Raw genomic sequence first — 18,983 nt, forward strand, 5'->3', positions numbered from 1 at the left:
GCGTGCCTGCGGGTGGATGCCGAGCTGGCGGGCCGGCTGGGGTCGATGGACCCGGCCCGGGTGACCTCCGAGGCCCGGCGGGTCGCGGCGCGGGTGGCGGCCGACCAGGTCGCCGCGCACGCCGAGTCGACGATGCGCGGTCGGTGCGTCGAGGTCCGCGCCGGGTGGACGGGCTGACCGACTGGTTCGGGTCCCTGCCGACCGCCACGAGTGCGGCGATGTGGTCGGCGGTGGAGGAGCTGGCCGGGCAGTACCGCACGGTCGACGCCGACCTGTCGCTGCCCGCGGCGCGCGCGGATGCGCTGGCCGACCTGGTGCTGCGGAACGTGACCGTCTCCGCGCAGGTGACGCTCGGGGTGCCGGTCGTCACCGACCAGTCCACCCCGCAACCCGTGACCGGGGAGCTGTTCCGGGTCGACTGGGACGACGACGAGACCGTCGTCGACTCGGTCACCGGTGAGGTGACCCGGTACGCCGACCTCGACCCCGCCTCCCGCGAGGAGCTGTCCTGGCGGGAGGCGCCGCCCGAGCTCGAGGGTGACCGGACGATGACCATGGCACCCGTGTCCATCGGCAGCGCCGTGTCCGGCGCACAGCTGCCCGGCGTCGGCTGGGTCGACGCCACGACGATGGCCAACCTGCTGAAGACCCCGCCGCTGGAGGTGGCCCGGGCCGTCCTCGACGCCGAGACCGGGACCCTGGCCTCCCTGACCACCGCCGCCTACCGGCCCACCCGTGCGATCGCCGACTTCGTCAGGAGCAGGGACGGCACCTGCCGGATGTGGGGCTGCACCCGACCCGCCGAACGCTGCGACCTCGACCACGCGAGAGCCTGGCCCGACGGGACCACCACCCCCACCGAGCTCGAGTCCCTCTGCCGCCACCACCACCGCTTCAAGCAGACCCACCGCTGGCGACCGGTCCTCGACCCCGACGGCACCCTCACCTGGCACGGCCCGAACGCCGTCACCCGCACCACCGAACCCCAGCACCGCCGTCTGCACGAGCGCGCCGGTCAGGACGCGGGGTCGCTGGTCGGCGCCTCGGCCTTCGTGCCCTTGAGGACGAGCCAGAGCGCGAGGCCGACTTCGGCGACGAACCCGATGACCCACATGGGGTAGCTGATCGCGGGGTACGCCGGGGCCAGGAGGGTCTGCAGGAACCAGACGAGCACTGCGACGCCGTCGAGCAGGAGCAGCCATCCCAGCAGGCGGGGAAGGAACCCTGAGCGCAGCACGAGCCAGCCGAGGGGGAAGAGCCATGCGGAGAAGAAGAGCTGAGCCGTGACGAACCCGACACGGTAGGTGGAGAGCGAGAGCATCGCCATGGTGTCGAGCTGCGGGTCGGTGAGGCCTGACAGCCCCAGGGAGTGGTCGCCTTGGGCGAGGACGGTGAGAAGTGGCAGGTAGCTGGCGAGCTGGACGGCCACCCCGACAGCGTTGAGGACGAGCAGGAGCAGGGCCAGGCTCTGGTCCACGGGCCGGAACAGGGTGGAGAGCGCCCACGCGGTGGTGACGAAGAGCAGGCCCGAGAGCAGCGCTGCGACGAACCCGATCCGGAACGACGGCTCGTGGTCGGCGATCGTGGTGCGCAGGGTCTGGGCGTCGCTGAGGCCGATGTGGCCGACAGAGCTGGCGAGCACGTTGGTGAGGATGTACGCGAGGTAGAGCCCACCGGCCCACCGCGCCAGCCCGGTGCGATCCCAGGCGTCCGGCGTGGTGGCCCGGGCTGTGCTGAGGGTGCTGGTCATGGTGTGTCCTCTCCGGTCGCCCGCGGGCTGTCACTGTCAGCGGCGTCGTCGCGGACGCGCCCGACGAGGCCGATCGTCAGGCCCAGGGCCACGATCCGGATGGTGTTGATGACGGTGGCGACGAGCAGCCACCTGCCGGGGTCGTCGCCACCGGCCCCGAGCTTCGCGGGCACCTCGACGAAGGCTGTCACGAGGACGAGTGCGCAGATGGCGAGGAACAGCGCATGGCACAGCCGCCCCGAACCCGGCAGGCGAGCTCCCCAGCGCAGCATGATCAGGCTGAACAGGCCCGCGAGGACCAGCCCTCCCGCAGCCGCCTCGACGAGCATCGGGACGTAGTCGATCGACTGGGCCGACCGGTAGGCGGCGGCCGCCGGGGTCAGCGAGATCAGCAGGTTGGCTGCCCAGAACGTTGCTGCCCCCGAGAGCGTGAGCGCCACCCAGGCGCCCCGCGCCGTCTTCGCCCGTCCCCCGGCCCGGGTTCGGGTCGCCTCGACCACGTCCATGACGCATCTCCGACCGGCCGAGCCTCACTCGGCCCGCCACCAGCATCCCGCTCCACGCGACCGGCGGAGCCGACGTGGTGGCAACGTCACATGGCGGGGCGGACACGGACGCCGCGAGAGGTGACGACTGGTCGCGAGCACCCGGGTCGTCAGGGCCCGGACTAGTGTCGATCCATGCGTTATCGACTCCTCGGCCACAGCGGATGTGCGGTCTCCGAGCTCGCGCTCGGCACCATGACCTTCGGAACCGAGACCGACGAGGCCGGCTCGCACGAGCAGCTCGACGTCTTCCTCGAGGCGGGCGGCACGCTGGTCGACACCGCCGACGTGTACTCCGCAGGGGTGTCCGAGGAGATCATCGGACGGTGGCTGGCCGCGCGCCCGCGTGAGGTGACTGAGCGCGTGGTCCTGGCCACCAAGGGCCGGTTCGCGACCGACCCGGGCCCCAACGGCAACGGCTTGTCGGCCCGGCACCTGACCCGTGCCCTCGATGCATCCCTGGGCCGGCTCGGGGTCGATGTCGTCGACCTCTACCAGGCCCACGCATACGACGCGCACACGCCGCTGGAGGAGACGCTGCGCACGCTCGACGGCTTCGTGAGGGCCGGGAAGGTCCGCTACTACGGTCTCTCGAACTTCACCGGGTGGCAGCTCACCAAGGCGGTACTGACCGCGAGGGCGCTGGGTCTGCACGCGCCGGTGACGCTGCAGCCCCAGTACAGCCTCATCGTCCGCGAGATCGAGTGGGAGGTCGTGCCGGCAGCCCTCGACGCCGGCATCGGGTTGCTTCCCTGGAGCCCGCTCGGAGGGGGCTGGCTCTCGGGCAAGTACCGGCGCGACGAGCGGCCCACCGGGGACACCCGGCTCGGGGACGACCCCGACCGGGGGATGGAGGCGTACGACCGACGCGGCAGCGACCGCACCTGGCGGATCATCGACGCCGTGGCCGAGGTCGCCGAGACCCGCGGCATCTCCATGCCGGAGGTTGCCCTCGCCTGGGTGAACAACCGCCCCGGCGTGACCTCGACCATCCTCGGTGCCCGCACCACCGAACAGCTGCGGACCAACCTCGAGGCCGCGGGACTCGAGCTGTCGGCCGAGGAGTGCGCCGACCTCGACCGGGCGAGCGACCTCGGCGCCACCGACTACCCCTACGGGCACCTGGGCACCGACCAGCGCAGTCGCGACCTCGCGGGCGGCTAGCCGGCCCCCGGTCGTCAGCCGCCGAACCGGCCCGCCTGCTCGAAGAGCCTCTGGGCGCCGGCTGCCACCTGCTCGGCGTCCGTGCCGTCGAGCCCGTGCGCCAGCTCGACGGCCGCGACGGCCGCCCCCAGGAAGACCCGCCACGGCAGCGGGTCGGGCCCCTCGCCCTTGGGCTTGGGGATGTGGTGCGGCCACCCCGTCCCACACCAGTCCTCGATGTCCTCGGCGAACCGGGAGAAGCTGCCGTGCACCGCCGCCCGCTCGGCGAGGACCGCCACGAGCGCCGCACCGATCTCGTGGGGTGGCAGGGGCTGCGGGTTGAGGGCGACCTGCCCGAGCCGGCCGAGGGGGCCGCCGCCGACGACCTCCCACACGTACGGGTTCCGCAGGGCGATGAACCGCAGGAAGAGGTCAGAGTCGTTGAGTTCCATGGTGTCTCCTGGGTGAGGGTGGACGTTCACCCTGAGGAGCACCCGGGCCGCCGCGTGATACTGCGGCCGTGCCCGGTCAGCCGCGGGCGTCGAAGAGGGCGATGCCGTCGGCGACCGTGAGGAGGCACTCCGGCAGCGGTGCGCCGCCGCCGAGGACGGGCAGCCCGTCCTGGTGGAAGGCGCCGACCGACCACGCGGCGAACGTGGCGGGCGCACCGACCACGAGCTCTCCCCCGGGCCGCCCGGCCAGCTCCCGGCCTCCCGTGGTGTGCGCCGCCAGCGCCGTCGCCGGGTCCACCCGTTGCCGTTCGTCCCGGTGCTCGACCGCCGCCCGCACGGCGACCCACGGCGCGAACGGGGTCACCGGCGAGTCCGCTCCGAACCCCAGCCGTACCCCGGACGCGACGAACGAGGCGTACGGGTTGGTGGCGACGCCGCGGTCGGCACCGAGGCGGGCCGCGTACATCCCCTCTCGCCCGCCCCAGTACGCGTCGAAGGCGGGCTGGACGCTCGCGCCGATGCCGAGCCGCGCCATCGTCGCGATGCCGGCGGCGTCGACCATCTCGGCATGCTCGAGCCGGGGCCGTGACGCGCGTACGACGTCCTCCCCGACCAGCTCCGCCGCCCGCACGTACCCCTCGAGGACGAGGTCGAGGCCGGCATCGCCGATGACGTGGAACCCGCTCTGCACCCCCGCGAGGGCACACGCGGCGACGTGGTCGCGCACCGCGGCCGCATCCCGGTACGCCGTTCCGCGGCAGCCCGGTTCGTCCGCGTAGTCACCGCGGAGCAGCGCCGTGTGCGACCCGATCGAGCCGTCGATGTTGAGGTCGCCGCCGAGGCCCACCGCGCCGTGCAGCGCCGCCAGCGAGCGGGCCTGACCCGGCTCGGTCACCGCCTCGGCCCAGTAGCCGACGGTCTCGGGCAGGTCCGCCCGGCGGCCGAGGTCGAGGACGTCGGCGAAGTCCTCGGCCGAGGTGAGCAGCGGTCCGCCGCACTCGTGGACGGAGACGATGCCCAGCGCTGCGGCCGCCCGCAGCGCGGACTCGACGTCGCGGCGCCGGTCGGCGTGGCTGCGCGCGGCGTCGAAGGCCGCTCGGGCGGCGTTCTTCGCGTCGCGGACGACGAAGCCCGAGGCCGACCACCCGTCGAGGGCGTCGGCGCCGCAGAGGGCGACGAGGGCGGTCGACACCACCGCCGAGTGGCCGTCGATCCGCGAGGCGTACACCACGCCACCACCGGTCGCCCGGTCGAGCTCGATCGAGGTCATCGCCCGCTCGCGGGTCCAGTCCTGCTCCTGCCACCCGTGCGCGAACACCGGTGCGCCGGGCGCCTCCCGCGCGGCGGTCGCGACGAGGTCGAGGGCCTCGGTGACCGTGCGGGTGCCGGCCAGGTCGACCCCCCGCATCCCGAGCCCGGTGTGCGAGACGTGGGCGTGGGCGTCGACGAACCCGGGCAGGACGAGGGCACCGTCGAGGTCGACGACCAGGTCCACCGCGTCGGCGTGCGACTCCGCCCCCGCCTCGTCCCCCACCCAGGCCAGCCGCCCGTCGTCCCCGACGGCGAACGCCGACGCGTCCGGGCGTTCGGCGGCGCGGACACGACCACGGCGGTAGAGGGTGCTCGGCACGGTCGCCACTCTAGGAGGCGTCCCGCGGCGGCCGGTCGTAGCGTGGCTGCATGACCCTCCCGCTGGCGATCGGACGGTTCAACAAGCGTGTGACCAACAAGGTGATGGTCCACCTCGTCGGACTCGGGTCGTTCGCCGAGATCGAGCACGTCGGCCGGCGGTCCGGGCGCACCTACCGCAACCCGGTCAACGCCTTCCGCGACGGCGACCGGGTCACCCTCGCCCTGACCTACGGCCCCCGGGTCGACTGGCTGCGCAACGTCCGGGCCGCCGGAGGATGCCGGATGCGGCTCGGTCGCGAGATCCTCACGCTCGGGGCACCCGTCGACCTCTCGGCCGACGACGGGCGGCAGCGGATGCCCGCCCACGTCCGCGCGGTCCTGGGCGTCGCCGGTGTCGACGGCTTCGTCGAGCTCCCGGTCCTCGCGAGCCGCCCGGTCTAGTCCTCGGCCGCGAGCCGGGACTCGAACAGGCCGCGAACCGCGGGGTCTCGGCGCACGAGGTCGACGGCGAGGTCGGCGTGCCCCGGCACGTAGCCGTTGCCGACGAGCATCCGGACGTCGGCCGCGAGGCCCTCGGCCCCGAGCGCGGCCGCGGCGAAGCTCGTGGCCATCGAGAAGTAGATGATCGTGCCGCCCTGCGCCGTGGCGAGGACGGCGGGCTGCTCGCAGCCCGGCACGTCGACGCAGACGACGGTGACGTCGGCCGGGCCACCCGCGGCGGCCACCGCCTCGGACAGCCCGAGCGGTGACCGGGCGTCGGCGACGACGACCTCGTCGGCCAGCCCCGTGGGCCGCAGCAGAGCCGCTTCGGACTCGGTCGGCACGACGCCGATGCGGCGACCGGCGCCGGCGTCCCGCGCGGCGGCGAGCGACAGCGAGCCCGACTTCCCGGCGGCGCCGAGGACCGCGACCGTCGGCGCGCTCCCCCGCGACAGGTGCTCGGCCACCACCCGCGCGACGAGCGCCGGCGCGCCGCAGACGTCCATCACCATGAGGGCGAGCTCGGGCGCGAGGTCGTCCGGGAGCCGGGCGGCGATCGAGCGGCCGAAGAGCACCGCCGTCCCCCTGGCCGGAACCCGCTCGGACCGGCCGTCCCACCGCTCCAGCCGGTCGGTCAGGGTGAGCGGCGTCAGCGACAGGGAGACCAGGGTGGCCACCCGGTCCCCCACCGCGAGCCCGAGCGGCGACTGCGGCCCCACCTCGGCGACGGTGCCGACGAGCATCCCGCCCGAGCCCGTCACCGGGTTCTGCATCTTGCCGCGCTCCGCGACGATCGCGAGCACCTCGGCCCGCACCGCCGCGCCGTCGCCGGCGTGCTTCTCGGTGAGCTGGCGGAAGGAGGCGGCGTCGAGGTTGAGGGTCTCGACGTCGATCCGCACCTCGTCCGGCCACAGCTCCGGCCCCGCGTCGAGGACCCGGGCGGCCTGCGGGAGCGACGCCCCGGCGGGATCGAGGACGCGGTGGATGCCGACGGGCGAGCTGGGGGTCGTGCGCACAAGAATCTCCTCACGATCCGACACGCCGCCGCAGGACTTGCGGTGAGGACGTGCGTTGGGCGTCATCCGTCCCGTATCCTGCCACGCATGGTCACGAGCATCGAGCAGCCCTACGCGTACCGTCGCCGCGAGCTGGCCGAACCCGACTGGACCCGTCTGCCCGGGTGGCGGGACGTCACCGCGCAGGACTGGGCCAGCGCGCAGTGGCAGCGCGCCCACTGCGTGAAGAACGTCGCTCAGCTGCGCGCCGTGATGGGCGACCTCCTCGAGGACCGGTTCTACGCCGACCTCGAGCGCGACCAGGCCGAGCGGGCCACGATGTCGATGCTCGTCCCGCCGCAGATGCTCAACACGATGGTCGCCTCGACCGAGGGCCCGGTGCCGTCCTCCGGCGCGGCCTTCACCGAGGCGTTCTACGCCGACCCGGTGCGCCGCTACATGCTCCCGGTGTTCTCCGACCGCCGGGTCGACTGGCCGAGCCACCCGTTCGCCGCCCGCGACAGCCTGCACGAGCACGACATGTGGGCCGTGGAGGGGCTGACCCACCGCTACCCGACCAAGGTGCTCGCGGAGATGCTCCCGACCTGCCCGCAGTACTGCGGCCACTGCACCCGGATGGACCTCGTCGGCAACTCGACCCCCCAGTTCGCCAAGCTCAAGCTCGCCGGCAAGCCCGTCGACCGCTACGCGGCGATGCTCGACTACCTCCAGCGGACGCCCGGCGTCCGCGACGTCGTCGTCTCCGGCGGCGACGTCGCCAACATGCCATGGAAGAACCTCGAGGGGTTCCTCGACAAGCTCCTCGACGTCGAGTCCGTCCGCGACATCCGGCTCGCGACCAAGGCCCTCATGGGCCTGCCGCAGCACTGGCTGCAGCCCGACGTCGTCGAGGGCGTGGCCCGGGTCAGCGCGAAGGCCCGCTCGCGCGGTGTCTCGCTCGCCATCCACACGCACGTCAACAACGCCGAGTCGGTGACGCCGCTCGTGGCCGAGGCGGCCCGGACGATGCTCGAGGCCGGCGTCCGCGACGTCCGCAACCAGGGCGTCCTCATGCGCGGGGTCAACGACACCTCCGAGCAGCTGCTCGACCTCTGCTTCGCGCTCCAGGACGACGCGAGCATCACGCCGTACTACTTCTACATGTGCGACATGATCCCCTTCTCCGAGCACTGGCGGCTCTCGCTGCGCGAGGCCCAGCACCTCCAGCACGCGATCATGGGCTACCTCCCCGGCTTCGCCACGCCGCGCATCGTCTGCGACGTCCCGTTCGTCGGCAAGCGCTGGGTGCACCAGGTCGACAGCTACGACACCGAGAAGGGGATGTCGTTCTGGCGCAAGAACTACCGCACCTCGATCGAGGGCGACGACGCCGAGGCGCTGTCGCGCGAGTACGTCTACTACGACCCGATCTACACGCTGCCGGAGGCCGGCCAGGCGTGGTGGCGGAAGAACACCGACGTCGAGGCGGCGCACGAGAAGGCCCTCGCCGGGGCGGGTGCGTCACGCGCGGCCTCGGCCGCCGACCTCGTCTGAGCGACCGGCCCTAGGCTCGGCGGCATGGCCCGCCGCGCACCCTCCGGGACGCCTGCCACCGTGGCCCTCACGGCGGCGGGCGTCACGTTCACCCAGCATGCGTACGACCACGACCCCGCCGCGCCGTCCTACGGGCTCGAGGCGGCCGCGGTCCTCGGGCTGCCGGCGGAGCAGGTGTTCAAGACCCTCCTCGTCGACACCGGGTCGGGATTGGCGGTCGGCGTCGTCCCGGTCGCCGGGCAGCTCGACCTCAAGGCGATGGCGACCGCGCTCGGCGTCAAGAGGGTGACGATGGCCGACCCGGCCGAGGCCGAGCGCTCGACCGGCTACGTCGTCGGCGGCATCTCGCCGGTCGGCCAGAAGCGGGCCCTGCCGACGGTCGTCGACGAGTCGGCCGAGCTGTTCGAGGTCGTCTACGTCTCCGGCGGCCGGCGCGGCCTCGACCTCGGCCTCTCCCCCGCCGACCTCGTCCGGGTCACCGGCGCGAGCGTCGCGGACATCGCCCGGTAGGGGACGCTCAGCTGCCGGCGCGGGGCCGGGCGCGCACGTGCATTCGCTCGCCCTGCGGCCCCATGATGCTCAGCAGCTCGACCGGCCGCTCGTCCGCGCAGCCGAACCAGTGCGGCGTCCGGGTGTCGAACTCGGCGACCTCGCCGACGGTGAGGACGACGTCGTGCTCACCGAGCACGAGCCGCAGCCGGCCGTCGAGCACGTAGATCCAGTCGTAGCCCTCGTGGCTGCGGGGGTCCGGCGCGCGCTCGTCGGGCCGCAGCACCATCTTGAACGCGCGGGGGCCACCGACCCGCGCGGTGAGCCGGATGACCGTGCCGTGCGGCTGGTCCAGCGGCTTGAGGTGCACGCGAGGGTCGCCGGTCACGGGGGCGTCGACCAGCTCGTCGAGGGTGACCCGGTAGGTGCGCGCCAGCGAGACGAGGAGCTCGAGGGTGGCCCGGCGCGCGCCCGACTCCAGCCGCGAGAGGGTGCTCACCGAGATGCCGGTGTCGCCGGAGACCTCGGCCAGGGTCAGCCGCCGCCGGGCCCGCACGTCGCGCAGCCGGTGACCGACGGCGACCGGGTCGAGATTTGCCATTCCGGCAACGTACCTTGCCGGTCGACACGCGGCGAGCCCACCCTCGACGGATGACCACCATCTCCCCCTCTGCGCTCCCCTCCCCGATCGCCGTCGACGTCCTCGTCGTCGGGGGCGGCGCCGCGGGCCTGTCCGCCGCCACCGTGCTCGCCCGCTCCCGCCGCGACGTCGTCGTCCTCGACACCGGCGAGCCGCGCAACGCCCCGGCCGACGGCGTGCACGCCTTCCTCGGGCACGACGGCGTGCCGCCCGCCGACCTCCTCGCCCGCGGCCGGGCCGAGCTGGAGTCCTACGGTGGTCGCGTCGAGCGGGCCGAGGCCGTCGACGCCGAGCACGAGGGTGGGACCGTCCTCGTCCGGTCCGCCGACGGCCGGTGCTGGCGCGCCCGTCACCTCGTCGTCGCGAGCGGTGCCGTCGACCGGCTGCCCGAGGTCCCCGGCCTCGCCCGGCACTGGGGTCGCGAGGTCGTGCACTGCCCCTACTGCCACGGGTGGGAGGTGCGCGACCGACGGGTCGTCGTCCTCGCCACCGGAGCCGCGGCAGCCCACCAAGCCGGCCTCTTCGGGCAGCTGACCGACCGGCTCACCGTCCTGGCGCACACCCCGGACGCCCTCGACGGCTCGGCCCGTGACCGGCTGACCCGGCTCGGTGTCGAGGTCGTCGACGGACCCGCGACGGGCGTCGTCGAGTGCGACGGCGTGCTCGTCGGCCTCGAGACGCCGGGTGGTGTGGTCCCGGCCGACGCCGTGGCCGTGGCCTCCGTCGTCGAGGCACGCTCGGCGGTGCTCGACGCGCTCGGCGTGCCGCTCGCCGACCTCGAGGTGTTCGGGTCCGTGGCGGCACGGCACGTCGCCGCGGACCCGGTGGGCCGCACCACGGTTCCCCGCGTGTGGGCGCTCGGCAACGTGGCCGAGCCGATGGCGCAGGTGGTCATGGTCGCCGCGGCCGGCACGCGCACCGGGGCGCTCCTCAACGCCGAGCTCGTCGCGGAGCACCAGGAGCGGCGGCTCGCCGCGGGCTGACCCGGCCGCGTTCAGCGGTGCGCGTCGGCGGCGGCCCGGATGTCGCCGACGAAGCGCTCCCAGCGCTCGGTGTCGCCGAACGACGCAGCGTCCCGTCCGACCTGCCCGTCGATGGCCTCGCGGAGGATCTCGGCGTGCCCGGCGTGCTGCGCGGTCTCGGTGGCCACCCGGACCACGAGATGGCCGAAGGTCGTCCGCCGTGTGGCCTCGGGCCACCACGGCGGCTCGGCCGGGGCGTCGAGCGGCACCTCGGCCAGGGCGGCGTCGGACAGCGCCCAGGCCTCCCGGTACAGGTCGACGACCCACTCCTGGGTCTCGTCGGCCCGAGCCCACATGTCCCCGCCGTCCCAGACGGAGCCGTCCTCCTCCCAGGGCAGCGTCGGCGCCGGGCGCCCCAGCGACTGCAGGAAGTACCCGACCTCGACGCCCGCGAGGTGCTTGACCAGCCCGAGCAGGTTGGTGCCCGTCGGGGTCAGCGGACGTCGGACGTCGTACTCGGAGAGTCCGTCGAGCGAGCGCAGCATCGAGTCGCGGGCGTCCTGGAGGTACGTGTGCAGGTCGCTCGGGAGGCCCGGCGGGATGCTCACTCCCACGGCGTCGAGAGGACCACCGTCGTGCGGGTGGAGACGTGGGCGGCGCTGCGGATGCGGGCGATGAGGTCCTCGAGCTCGGACGGCGTGGCGACCCGCACCTTGAGGATGTAGTTCTCGTCCCCGGCGACGCTGTGGCACTCCTCGATCTGGGAGATGTCCTGCAGCCGCTCGGCGATGTCGTCCGGCTGCGAGGGGTCCAGCGGCGTGACCGACATGAAGGCGGTCAGCTCGCGCCCGAGCGCGCGGTGGTCCACCTTGGCGGTGTACCCCTTGACGACGCCACGCTGCTCGAGCCGGCGCACCCGCTGGTGCACCGCCGAGGTCGACATGCCGAGGGCCTTGCCGAGGTCGGTGTAGCTGATCCGGCCGTCCTCGGTGAGCAGGTCGACGATGCGCCGGTCGAGGTCTTCCACGCGGTCAGCGTAGTGCGCGGGCCCGCACCCCGGCGTGGACGCGCCGACCGCAGGGCCGGCCCCGTAGGCTCCCCGCATGCCGCTCGACGACGGACGCCTCCCGAAGCTGCTGCTCCTCGACTCCGCCTCGCTCTACTTCCGCGCCTTCTACGGCGTCCCGGACCAGCGCAAGGACGAGTCCGAGACGCCGACCAACGCGCTACGCGGCTTCCTCGACATGATCGCGACCCTCGTGACCCAGCACCGGCCCACCCACCTCGTCGCCTGCTGGGACGACGACTGGCGTCCGCAGTGGCGGGGGGACCTCGTCCCGACCTACAAGACCCACCGGCTCACCGAGGGCTCGGCGACCGTCGAGGAGAGCCCCGACGACCTGACCCCCCAGGTGCCGCTCATCCGCGACGCCCTCGCCGCCGTCGGCATCGCCCGGGTCGGGGTCCCCGACCACGAGGCCGACGACGTCATCGGCACGCTGACCACCCGCCACCTCGGCGTGATGCCCGTCGACGTCGTCACCGGTGACCGCGACCTGCTCCAGCTCGTCGACGACGCCAACGCCGTGCGCGTGCTCTACACGGGCAAGGGCGGCGTGCGCGAGCCGGACGTCGCGACCGAGTCGATGCTTCGCGAGAAGTACGGCGTCCCGACCGGCGAGGCCTACCTCGAGATGTCGGTCCTGCGCGGCGACACGAGCGACGGGCTCCCCGGCGTCAGGGGCATCGGCGACAAGACCGCCGCCCAGCTCATCGAGCAGTACGGGTCGCTCGCAGCGCTCCGGGCCGCGGTCGAGTCCGGCGACCCGGCGATCAAGGGCGCCCGGCGCACCAACCTCGAGGCGGCCGCCGACTACCTCGACGTCGCGCCGACGGTCGTCCGGGTCGTCCGCGACGCACCCGTGCCGCAGGTGGACCTCGCCCTCCCGCGTCAGGTGGCCGACCGGCTCGCCCTCGACGAGCTCGCGGCGCGGTACGGCATCGAGAACCCGGTCAGCCGGCTGCTGACGGCCCTGGGCCTCGGCTGACGTCCCGCCCGCCGCGCTCCCCCACCGGACGCGTCCAGCGCATCCGGAACGCGGTCGGGACGAACCCGGTCGCCGGGTCGGGCACCCCCCGGTAGCTGCTCGGCGGCACCCCGACGACCTCGGTGAAGGTGCGGCTGAAGGTGCCGAGGCTCGAGAAGCCCACGGCCATGCAGACGTCGGTGACCGGGGTGTCCGTCGTGCGCAACAGGGTCATCGCCCGCTCGATGCGACGCCGCTGGAGGTAGCGGTGGGGGGTCTCGCCGAAGACCTTCTTGAACTCGCGGATGAAGTGGGCCCGCCCCATGAAGGCCACGGCGGCGAGGGCGTCGACGTCGAGGGGCTCGGTGAACCGCCGGTCGATCGCGTCGCGGGCGCGCAGCAGCCGCCGGTTGCGGTCCTCCTCGGCGGCGCTCACCCGCCCACCGTAGGGCGTGCCGGGAAACCGGTTCGCGGAAGCGCACTTTCGGAGAAGCGAGCCCGCCGAAGCCCCGCCTAGCGTCGTCCCCGACACCCACGACGGAAGGAACGCCACCATGCTGACACGCAACAACATCTCCTCGATCTTCGTCTTCGACCAGGACGAGGCCAAGCAGTTCTACACCGAGGTCCTCGGCCTCGAGGTCGCCGACGACATGGACTTCGGTCCCATGCGCTGGCTGACCGTCCGCGTCCCCGGCGACACGAAGGTCACCCTCCTCGAGAAGCCGGGGCCTCCCGGGCACGACGAGGAGACCGCCGAGCAGGTGCGCGCCCTGGTCGCCAAGGGCGCGGGAGGCGGCTGGCTCGCGTTCACGACCGACGACCTCGACGGGATGTGGGAGAAGGTCGGTGCGGCCGACGTCGACGTGACCCAGGAGATCGTCCAGCAGCCCTACGGTCGGGACTTCGCGATCCGGGACCCGTTCGGCAACCACATCCGCATCGGCGAGGTCTACGAGGACGTCTCCGGCTGACGTCAGTCGAGGCGGTCCGCCGCGACGACACCGCGCATCACCGCGTCGACCGCCTTGCGCGCGGTGCGCCGCAGCTCGGTGTCGGTCGCGGCGTCCCCGACCTGGTCGAGCAGGTCGACGAGCTGCTTGCAGCGGCGGACGAAGTCGCCGGCGGCCATGTCCTGGCCGCGCAGCACGTCGTCCAGCCGCCCGCCGGAGGCCCAGCGGTGCACCATCCACGCCATGCCGCCGTCCGGCATCGACGTCGTCGGCAGGTCGTGCTCGGTCTCAAGGTCCTCGATCTGCGACCACAGCCGCTCCATGGCCTTGACCGCGTCGGCGACGTCGTCGGTGGGCATCCGGGGCGAGACGTCGGCCTCCTCGTGCCGGGGCTCGTGGACGAGCGCGGACACCGCCGCCGCGAGGCCCGGCGCGTCGAGTCGCTTCCAGACGTCGTGGCGCAGACACTCGGCGGCGAGCAGGTCCTTCTCGCTGTAGAGCCGGCGCAGCCGCGCGCCCCGCTCGGTGACGACGGTGCCGCCGTCGGCGAGGTAGCCGAGGGCCTCGAGCGCCTCACAGATCCGGTCGAAGGTGCGGGCCACGGTGTTCGTGCGGCCCTCGACCCGGCGCTGGAGCCCGGTCGTCTCGCGCTTGAGCCGCCACCACCGCTCGGCCCAGCGGGCGTGCTCCTCGCGCTTCGGGCACTCGTGGCACGGGTGGTCACGCAGCTGGCGGCGCAGGTGCTCGACGTGGTCGGACTCGGCGGCGGTCACGTCCCGCCTCCCACGCCGGGACGGGGCGTCCTCGAGGCCGTGCGGCGTGGCGATGCGCAGCGAGGTCGCGAGGTCGCGGCGGGACTTCGGCGACTTGGGGTTGAAGTGCTTCGGGACGCTGACGTGGGCCATCGCCTCGACCGGTTCGGGCACGTCGACGAGTGTGAGCCGACGGAACTGCTTGTCCTCGGTGACGACGCCCGGCCCCGTCGGGGCGCCCTTGGCGGTCCGGGCCGGCTGCACGACGACCGCCCACCCGGCCCGCCGCCCGGCCGGGATGCGGATGACGTCGCCGACCCGCAGCTTCTCCATCGAGACGACGGCCTCGGCACGGCGCGAGGCCGCCTTCGCCTTGCGCCCGTCCTTCTCGGCGTCGGCCAGCTCCCGGCGCAGCCGCGCGTACTCGCGGAAGTCGCCGAGGTCGCAGTGCATCGCCTCGGCGTAGCCGTCGAGCCCCTCCTCGTTCTTGCGCAGCTGGGTGGCCAGGCCGACGACGGCGCGGTCGGCCTGGAACTGGGCGAACGAGGTCTCGAGCAGCTCGCGGGTCACCTCGCGGCCGACCTGGGCGACGAGATTGACCGCCATGTTGTACGTCGGCCGGAAGCTCGAGCGCAGCGGGTAGGTGCGGGTCGAGGCGAGACCACCGACGGCCATCGGGTCCATCCCCCGGGTCCACTGGACGACCGCGTGACCCTCGACGTCGATGCCGCGCCGCCCCGCCCGGCCGGTCAGCTGGGTGTACTCGGCCGGGGTGATGTCGACGTGCGCCTCGCCGTTGAACTTGACGAGCTTCTCGAGGACGACGGTGCGGGCCGGCATGTTGATGCCGAGGGCGAGGGTCTCGGTCGCGAAGACGGCCCGGATGCGACCCTCGGTGAACAGCTCCTCGACGACCTCGCGGAAGATGGGCAGCATGCCCGCGTGGTGCGCTGCGAAGCCGCGGGTCAGCCCCTCGAGGAAGTCCCAGTAGCCGAGGACACCGAGGTCCTCGTCGGCGAGGGACTCGACGCGCTCCTCGACGTGGCGGCGGATGCGGTCGCCCTCGCGCTCGGGGACCAGGCGCGTGCCCGCGGCGAGCAGCTGGCCGACGGCCGCCTCGCAGCCGACCCGGCTGAAGATGAACGTGATCGCCGGCAGCAGTCCCTCGCGGTCGAGGTCCTCGACCACCTCGGCGCGGGTGGCTCCGCCGCCGGGCCGTCCGCCGCGTGCGAAACCACGGGGGGCGGTTCGGTCGCGCTGGTTGCGCCCACCCCGGCGCCCGCCCGGCCCGCCGAGCCGCCGGGCGTCCTCGGCGAACCGGCCGCGCTGCTCGGCGTTCCGGATGGCGTGCAGCAGGTCGGGGTTGACCCGGTTGCCGGCGAAGAGGTCGAACATCGTCGTGCCGACCATCATGTGCTGGAACAGCGGGACCGGCCGGTGCTCGGAGACGACCACCTCGTGGTTGCCGCGCACCTCGGCCAGCCAGTCGCCAAACTCCTCGGCGTTGCTCACCGTGGCCGAGAGCGACACCACCTGCACCGACTCCGGCAGGTGGATGATGACCTCCTCCCAGACGGCTCCGCGGAAGCGGTCGGCCAGGTAGTGCACCTCGTCCATGACGACGAACCCCAGCCCGGTGAGCGTCGTGGAGGCCGCGTACATCATGTTGCGCAGCACCTCGGTCGTCATGACGACGATCGGCGCCTCGCCGTTGACCGAGGCGTCGCCGGTGAGCAGGCCGACGTTCGCGACGCCGTGGCGCCGCACGAGGTCGTGGTACTTCTGGTTCGACAGGGCCTTGATCGGCGTCGTGTAGAACGCCTTCCGCCCGGTCGCCAGCGCGAGGTGCACGGCGAACTCGCCGACGATCGTCTTCCCCGCGCCGGTCGGGGCGGCGACGAGCACGCCCTTGCCCTCCTCCACGGCCTCGCAGGCCCGTAGCTGGAAGTCGTCGAGGGGGAAGTCGAGGGAGGCGGCGAAGCGTCCGAGCTCGGAGCGGTCCCGGCGCTGCCGGGCCTTCGCCGCGGCGTACCGCTCGGCGGGACTGGGCATGGCCTCAGGCTACGTCAGGCCTCAGGCCAGCACGGTCACCGCGCCCGGGACGACCTCGAGGGCGACCGGCAGCGGGGCGAACCGCTCGCCGTCGGCGTACGAGACGATGCCGGTCGCCTCGAGGTGGACCTCCCGGGCCCGCAGCACCTCGACCGCCGGGTGCGCGACGTGGGTGCCGCTGAACACCTTCGGGAAGACCCGGAGGAACTCGGGAACCGGGAGGCGGTGGAGGACGAGGACGTCGAGCAGCCCGTCGTCGAAGGCGGCGTCGGGGGTGACCCGCATCCCGCCGCCGTACGCGGGGCCGTTGCCGACCGCGACGAGCATCGCCTCGGTCTCGTGGCGCACGCCGTCGAGCGTGAGGGCGTACGGGATCGGCCGGAAGACCGGGAGCTCGCGCAGGATCGCGAGGTTGTAGCGCATCGGACCCTTCGGCCAGCGCCAGTGGTTGGCCCGCTCGTTGACGACGGCGTCGAACCCGGCGGCGAGGACGCCGAGGTACCACCGCTGCTCCCCCGACGGCGTGACCTGCCGGACCGCGTCGACCGCGCGGGTGCGGCCCTCGAGGATGCGCTCGACCGCCTTCGCCGCGTCGCGGACCGGCAGCCCCAGCTCGCGGGCGATGTCGTTGCCGGTGCCGGCGGCGACGACCCCCAGCGGGACGCCGGTGCCCGCGCAGAGGTTGGCCCCGAGGTGGACCATCCCGTCGCCGCCGGCGACGACCACGGCGTCGACGGACCCCTCGGCGACGGCGACCCGGCCGTGCTCGAGGGCCCCGGGCGCGTCGGCGGCGGAGAGGTCGAGCACCTCGACCCCGGCGGCCCGCAGCAGGGTCAGCGCCTCGAGGCCGATCCGCCGGCCGGTGTTCTTGCCCGAGGTGGGGTTGACGACGAGTCCCAGGCGCACAGCGCGCACGCTATCGCCCGCCGACGGGATGCGGGAGCCGCGGTGGGAGGATCGAGCCGTGGGCACGCCCTTCACCCTCCTCGCCGACTCCCCCGTGCTCCTCCTCGCCGTCCTGCTGGCGCTCGGCGCCGCCGTCGGTCACGTGCGTGTCCTCGGCGTACGCCTCGGCCCCTCGGCCGTCCTCTTCGCGGCCCTCGCGGTCTCCGCCTGGGCCGCCGCGACCGGGGTCGACCTCGAGGTCCCCGAGGTCATCGGCACCTTCGGCCTCGTCCTGTTCACCTACACCGTCGGCGTCGTCGCCGGCACGCACTTCTTCGCCTCGCTGCGCCGCGGGTGGCCGACGCTGCTCCTCGTCGCGGTGGGCCTCGCCGTGCTCGGGGGGATCGCCGTGCTCGGCGGCCGGCTCCTCGGCCTCGGCCTCGACACCGTGGCCGGCGCCTATGCCGGTGCGCTGACCAACACCCCGGCCCTCGCGGCGGCCTCGGCCCGCGCGGCGGACCCGGCCGCCCCGACCGTCGGGTACTCGATCACCTACCTCGGCGGCGTCGTGGTGATGCTGTTCGCCGCCGCCTGGGCCCTGCGGCGTCCGGGGGCCCTGCCCCGGAGGGCGGAGATCGGCCACGTGACCGTGCGCGTCGAGGTCGACGAGCCCCTGACCGTCGCGGCCCTCGCCGCGGAGCACCACGGGCGGGTCGGGGTCTCCCGGCTCAAGCACGCGCACGCGGTGGCGCCGACCGTGGTCCCGGCGGGCGACGAGGTCATCGGGCGCAACGACCTCGTGACCGTCGTCGGGCCACGGGACCTCCTCGACGCGGTGGCCTCCCGGCTCGGGCACGTCTCGTCCCACGACATCGTCGCCGACCGGCGCGACCTCGACTTCCGCCGCGTGACGCTCTCCTCGAAACCGCTCGTCGGCCACACCGTCGGGGAGCTCGACCTCGGCGGCCGCTTCGGTGCCACGGTCAGCCGAGTGCGACGCGGAGACGTCGACCTCGTCGCCCACGACACCTTCGTGCTCGCGATGGGCGACCGGCTGCGGGTCATCGCCCCGCGCGCCCGGATGGCCGAGGTCGGTCGCTACCTCGGGGACAGCGACCGCGGGCTGTCCGACATCAACGTCGGGGGCCTCGCCCTCGGCCTGGCCGTCGGCCTGCTGCTCGGCCTGGTCCACGTGCCGACGCCGGGCGGCGGCTTCACGGTCGGGTCCGCGGCCGGCACCCTCCTCGCCGGGCTCGTCTTCGGTCGCCTCGGTCGCGTCGGCCCGGTCATCACCTCGATGTCGCACGGGGCCGCGCAGTCCCTCTCGGCCCTGGGCATGGTGACCTTCCTCGCCTACGCCGGGGTGCGCGCCGGGCGCTCGATCGCCGACGCCCTGTCCTCCGACGTCGGCTGGCGGGTGGCCGTGCTCGGCGTCCTGCTCACGGCGAGCGCCGCTGCGGGGCTCCTCCTCGCGCTGCGCGTGCTGCGGAAGGCCTCCTGGCTGGAGGTCGCGGGCTCCGTGGCCGGGGCCCAGACCCAGCCCGCGATCCTGGCCTACGTCGAGGACCGGACCGGGTACGACACCCGGGTCGGCGTCGCCTACGCCCTGGTGTACCCGGTCGCGATAATCACGAAGATCGTCGTGGCCCAGGTGCTGGCCGGCCTCTGAGGC

At 73.8% G+C, this 18,983-nt stretch carries 20 protein-coding genes; 9 read left to right on the top strand and 11 right to left on the bottom strand.

Annotated elements, in window-relative coordinates; genetic code table 11:
- Positions 1-164: 164 nt before the first annotated feature.
- On the top strand, positions 165-1,121 hold the full coding sequence (locus PKA89_RS14825; protein ID WP_324420775.1) for an HNH endonuclease signature motif containing protein: 957 nt from the start codon (positions 165-167) through the stop codon (positions 1,119-1,121).
- Here the strand turns inward: PKA89_RS14825 and PKA89_RS14830 are convergent.
- Both PKA89_RS14830 and PKA89_RS14835 read right to left on the bottom strand, forming a co-directional pair.
- A complete protein-coding gene (locus tag PKA89_RS14830; RefSeq protein ID WP_324420777.1) occupies positions 1,016-1,750 on the bottom strand; it encodes a DUF4386 domain-containing protein in 735 nt (244 codons plus the stop codon). The genes PKA89_RS14825 and PKA89_RS14830 overlap by 106 nt on opposite strands.
- Entirely contained in the window at positions 1,747-2,190 is a 444-nt protein-coding gene (locus PKA89_RS14835; protein ID WP_324420779.1) for a hypothetical protein, read from the bottom strand. Before PKA89_RS14835 ends, PKA89_RS14830 begins: the two co-directional genes overlap by 4 nt.
- Before the next feature lie 240 nt (positions 2,191-2,430).
- Between PKA89_RS14835 and PKA89_RS14840 the strand changes: the two genes are divergently transcribed.
- Complete coding sequence (locus PKA89_RS14840) at positions 2,431-3,459, top strand: aldo/keto reductase (protein ID WP_324420781.1); 1,029 nt, start codon at positions 2,431-2,433, stop codon at positions 3,457-3,459.
- Positions 3,460-3,473: 14 nt separating this feature from the next.
- On the opposite strand, the gene PKA89_RS14845 is transcribed toward PKA89_RS14840, so the two are convergent.
- On the bottom strand, positions 3,474-3,890 hold the full coding sequence (locus PKA89_RS14845) for a hypothetical protein (RefSeq protein WP_324420783.1): 417 nt from the start codon (positions 3,888-3,890) through the stop codon (positions 3,474-3,476).
- 76 nt (positions 3,891-3,966) lie between these two features.
- Positions 3,967-5,520, bottom strand: a complete 1,554-nt coding sequence (locus tag PKA89_RS14850) for an amidohydrolase family protein (protein WP_324420785.1) — start codon at positions 5,518-5,520, stop codon at positions 3,967-3,969.
- A gap of 50 nt (positions 5,521-5,570) precedes the next feature.
- Here PKA89_RS14850 and PKA89_RS14855 point away from each other — a divergent pair, with 50 nt between their 5' ends.
- The gene (locus PKA89_RS14855; protein WP_324420787.1) at positions 5,571-5,963 is read left to right on the top strand and encodes a nitroreductase family deazaflavin-dependent oxidoreductase; all 393 of its coding nucleotides are present in this window, start codon (positions 5,571-5,573) and stop codon (positions 5,961-5,963) included.
- Here PKA89_RS14855 and PKA89_RS14860 read toward each other — a convergent pair.
- Positions 5,960-7,018 carry an L-erythro-3,5-diaminohexanoate dehydrogenase gene (locus tag PKA89_RS14860; protein WP_324420789.1) on the bottom strand — a complete coding sequence of 353 codons (1,059 nt, stop codon included), beginning with the start codon at positions 7,016-7,018 and terminating at the stop codon, positions 5,960-5,962. The two genes, PKA89_RS14855 and PKA89_RS14860, sit on opposite strands and share 4 nt — an antisense overlap.
- An 87-nt stretch (positions 7,019-7,105) precedes the next feature.
- On the opposite strand from PKA89_RS14860, the gene PKA89_RS14865 reads away from it, so the two are divergent.
- Both PKA89_RS14865 and ybaK read left to right on the top strand, forming a co-directional pair.
- Entirely contained in the window at positions 7,106-8,551 is a 1,446-nt protein-coding gene (locus tag PKA89_RS14865; RefSeq protein ID WP_324420791.1) for a lysine 2,3-aminomutase, read from the top strand.
- Between the two features lie 24 nt (positions 8,552-8,575).
- Positions 8,576-9,061 carry a Cys-tRNA(Pro) deacylase gene (gene ybaK / locus PKA89_RS14870; RefSeq protein WP_324420793.1) on the top strand — a complete coding sequence of 162 codons (486 nt, stop codon included), beginning with the start codon at positions 8,576-8,578 and terminating at the stop codon, positions 9,059-9,061.
- Between the two features lie 7 nt (positions 9,062-9,068).
- Here ybaK and PKA89_RS14875 read toward each other — a convergent pair whose 3' ends face one another.
- A complete protein-coding gene (locus tag PKA89_RS14875; protein WP_324420795.1) occupies positions 9,069-9,641 on the bottom strand; it encodes a helix-turn-helix transcriptional regulator in 573 nt (190 codons plus the stop codon).
- A gap of 50 nt (positions 9,642-9,691) precedes the next feature.
- Here PKA89_RS14875 and PKA89_RS14880 point away from each other — a divergent pair, with 50 nt between their 5' ends.
- Positions 9,692-10,663 (top strand): NAD(P)/FAD-dependent oxidoreductase, encoded by a 972-nt coding sequence (locus tag PKA89_RS14880; RefSeq protein ID WP_324420797.1) that lies wholly within the window; start codon positions 9,692-9,694, stop codon positions 10,661-10,663.
- Positions 10,664-10,674: 11 nt separating this feature from the next.
- Here PKA89_RS14880 and PKA89_RS14885 read toward each other — a convergent pair whose 3' ends face one another.
- Both PKA89_RS14885 and PKA89_RS14890 read right to left on the bottom strand, forming a co-directional pair.
- The gene (locus PKA89_RS14885) at positions 10,675-11,250 is read right to left on the bottom strand and encodes a DinB family protein (protein ID WP_324420799.1); all 576 of its coding nucleotides are present in this window, start codon (positions 11,248-11,250) and stop codon (positions 10,675-10,677) included.
- Complete coding sequence (locus tag PKA89_RS14890; protein ID WP_324420802.1) at positions 11,247-11,669, bottom strand: Lrp/AsnC family transcriptional regulator; 423 nt, start codon at positions 11,667-11,669, stop codon at positions 11,247-11,249. The genes PKA89_RS14885 and PKA89_RS14890 overlap by 4 nt, the downstream gene beginning before the upstream one ends.
- Before the next feature lie 76 nt (positions 11,670-11,745).
- Here PKA89_RS14890 and PKA89_RS14895 point away from each other — a divergent pair, with 76 nt between their 5' ends.
- On the top strand, positions 11,746-12,690 hold the full coding sequence (locus tag PKA89_RS14895; RefSeq protein WP_324420804.1) for a 5'-3' exonuclease: 945 nt from the start codon (positions 11,746-11,748) through the stop codon (positions 12,688-12,690).
- Here PKA89_RS14895 and PKA89_RS14900 read toward each other — a convergent pair.
- Positions 12,656-13,105, bottom strand: coding sequence for an AraC family transcriptional regulator (locus PKA89_RS14900; protein ID WP_324420806.1), 450 nt, complete (start codon positions 13,103-13,105; stop codon positions 12,656-12,658). The two genes, PKA89_RS14895 and PKA89_RS14900, sit on opposite strands and share 35 nt — an antisense overlap.
- Positions 13,106-13,223: 118 nt before the next feature.
- Between PKA89_RS14900 and PKA89_RS14905 the strand changes: the two genes are divergently transcribed.
- Complete coding sequence (locus PKA89_RS14905) at positions 13,224-13,643, top strand: VOC family protein (protein WP_324420808.1); 420 nt, start codon at positions 13,224-13,226, stop codon at positions 13,641-13,643.
- Between the two features lie 2 nt (positions 13,644-13,645).
- Here PKA89_RS14905 and PKA89_RS14910 read toward each other — a convergent pair whose 3' ends face one another.
- Together PKA89_RS14910 and PKA89_RS14915 are read right to left on the bottom strand one after the other, a co-directional pair.
- Positions 13,646-16,426 carry a DEAD/DEAH box helicase gene (locus PKA89_RS14910; RefSeq protein ID WP_324420810.1) on the bottom strand — a complete coding sequence of 927 codons (2,781 nt, stop codon included), beginning with the start codon at positions 16,424-16,426 and terminating at the stop codon, positions 13,646-13,648.
- 21 nt (positions 16,427-16,447) lie between these two features.
- The gene (locus PKA89_RS14915) at positions 16,448-17,332 is read right to left on the bottom strand and encodes a YegS/Rv2252/BmrU family lipid kinase (protein WP_324420812.1); all 885 of its coding nucleotides are present in this window, start codon (positions 17,330-17,332) and stop codon (positions 16,448-16,450) included.
- A 58-nt stretch (positions 17,333-17,390) separates the two neighbouring features.
- On the opposite strand from PKA89_RS14915, the gene PKA89_RS14920 reads away from it, so the two are divergent.
- A complete protein-coding gene (locus PKA89_RS14920) occupies positions 17,391-18,980 on the top strand; it encodes a TrkA C-terminal domain-containing protein (RefSeq protein WP_324420814.1) in 1,590 nt (529 codons plus the stop codon).
- The last annotated feature ends 3 nt before the right edge of the window (positions 18,981-18,983 follow it).

It is taken from the genome of Phycicoccus sp. (genome assembly GCF_035325325.1).
Taxonomy (GTDB): Bacteria; Actinomycetota; Actinomycetes; order Actinomycetales; family Dermatophilaceae; genus Phycicoccus.

Coding starts and splice junctions, on each gene's coding strand:
- PKA89_RS14830 (WP_324420777.1), bottom strand. CDS start 1,750: ATGACCAGCACCCTCAGCACAGCCCGGGCCACCACGCCGGACGCCTGG.
- PKA89_RS14840 (WP_324420781.1), top strand. CDS start 2,431: ATGCGTTATCGACTCCTCGGCCACAGCGGATGTGCGGTCTCCGAGCTC.
- PKA89_RS14845 (WP_324420783.1), bottom strand. CDS start 3,890: ATGGAACTCAACGACTCTGACCTCTTCCTGCGGTTCATCGCCCTGCGG.
- PKA89_RS14855 (WP_324420787.1), top strand. CDS start 5,571: ATGACCCTCCCGCTGGCGATCGGACGGTTCAACAAGCGTGTGACCAAC.
- PKA89_RS14865 (WP_324420791.1), top strand. CDS start 7,106: ATGGTCACGAGCATCGAGCAGCCCTACGCGTACCGTCGCCGCGAGCTG.
- ybaK (WP_324420793.1), top strand. CDS start 8,576: ATGGCCCGCCGCGCACCCTCCGGGACGCCTGCCACCGTGGCCCTCACG.
- PKA89_RS14875 (WP_324420795.1), bottom strand. CDS start 9,641: ATGGCAAATCTCGACCCGGTCGCCGTCGGTCACCGGCTGCGCGACGTG.
- PKA89_RS14880 (WP_324420797.1), top strand. CDS start 9,692: ATGACCACCATCTCCCCCTCTGCGCTCCCCTCCCCGATCGCCGTCGAC.
- PKA89_RS14895 (WP_324420804.1), top strand. CDS start 11,746: ATGCCGCTCGACGACGGACGCCTCCCGAAGCTGCTGCTCCTCGACTCC.
- PKA89_RS14905 (WP_324420808.1), top strand. CDS start 13,224: ATGCTGACACGCAACAACATCTCCTCGATCTTCGTCTTCGACCAGGAC.
- PKA89_RS14910 (WP_324420810.1), bottom strand. CDS start 16,426: ATGCCCAGTCCCGCCGAGCGGTACGCCGCGGCGAAGGCCCGGCAGCGC.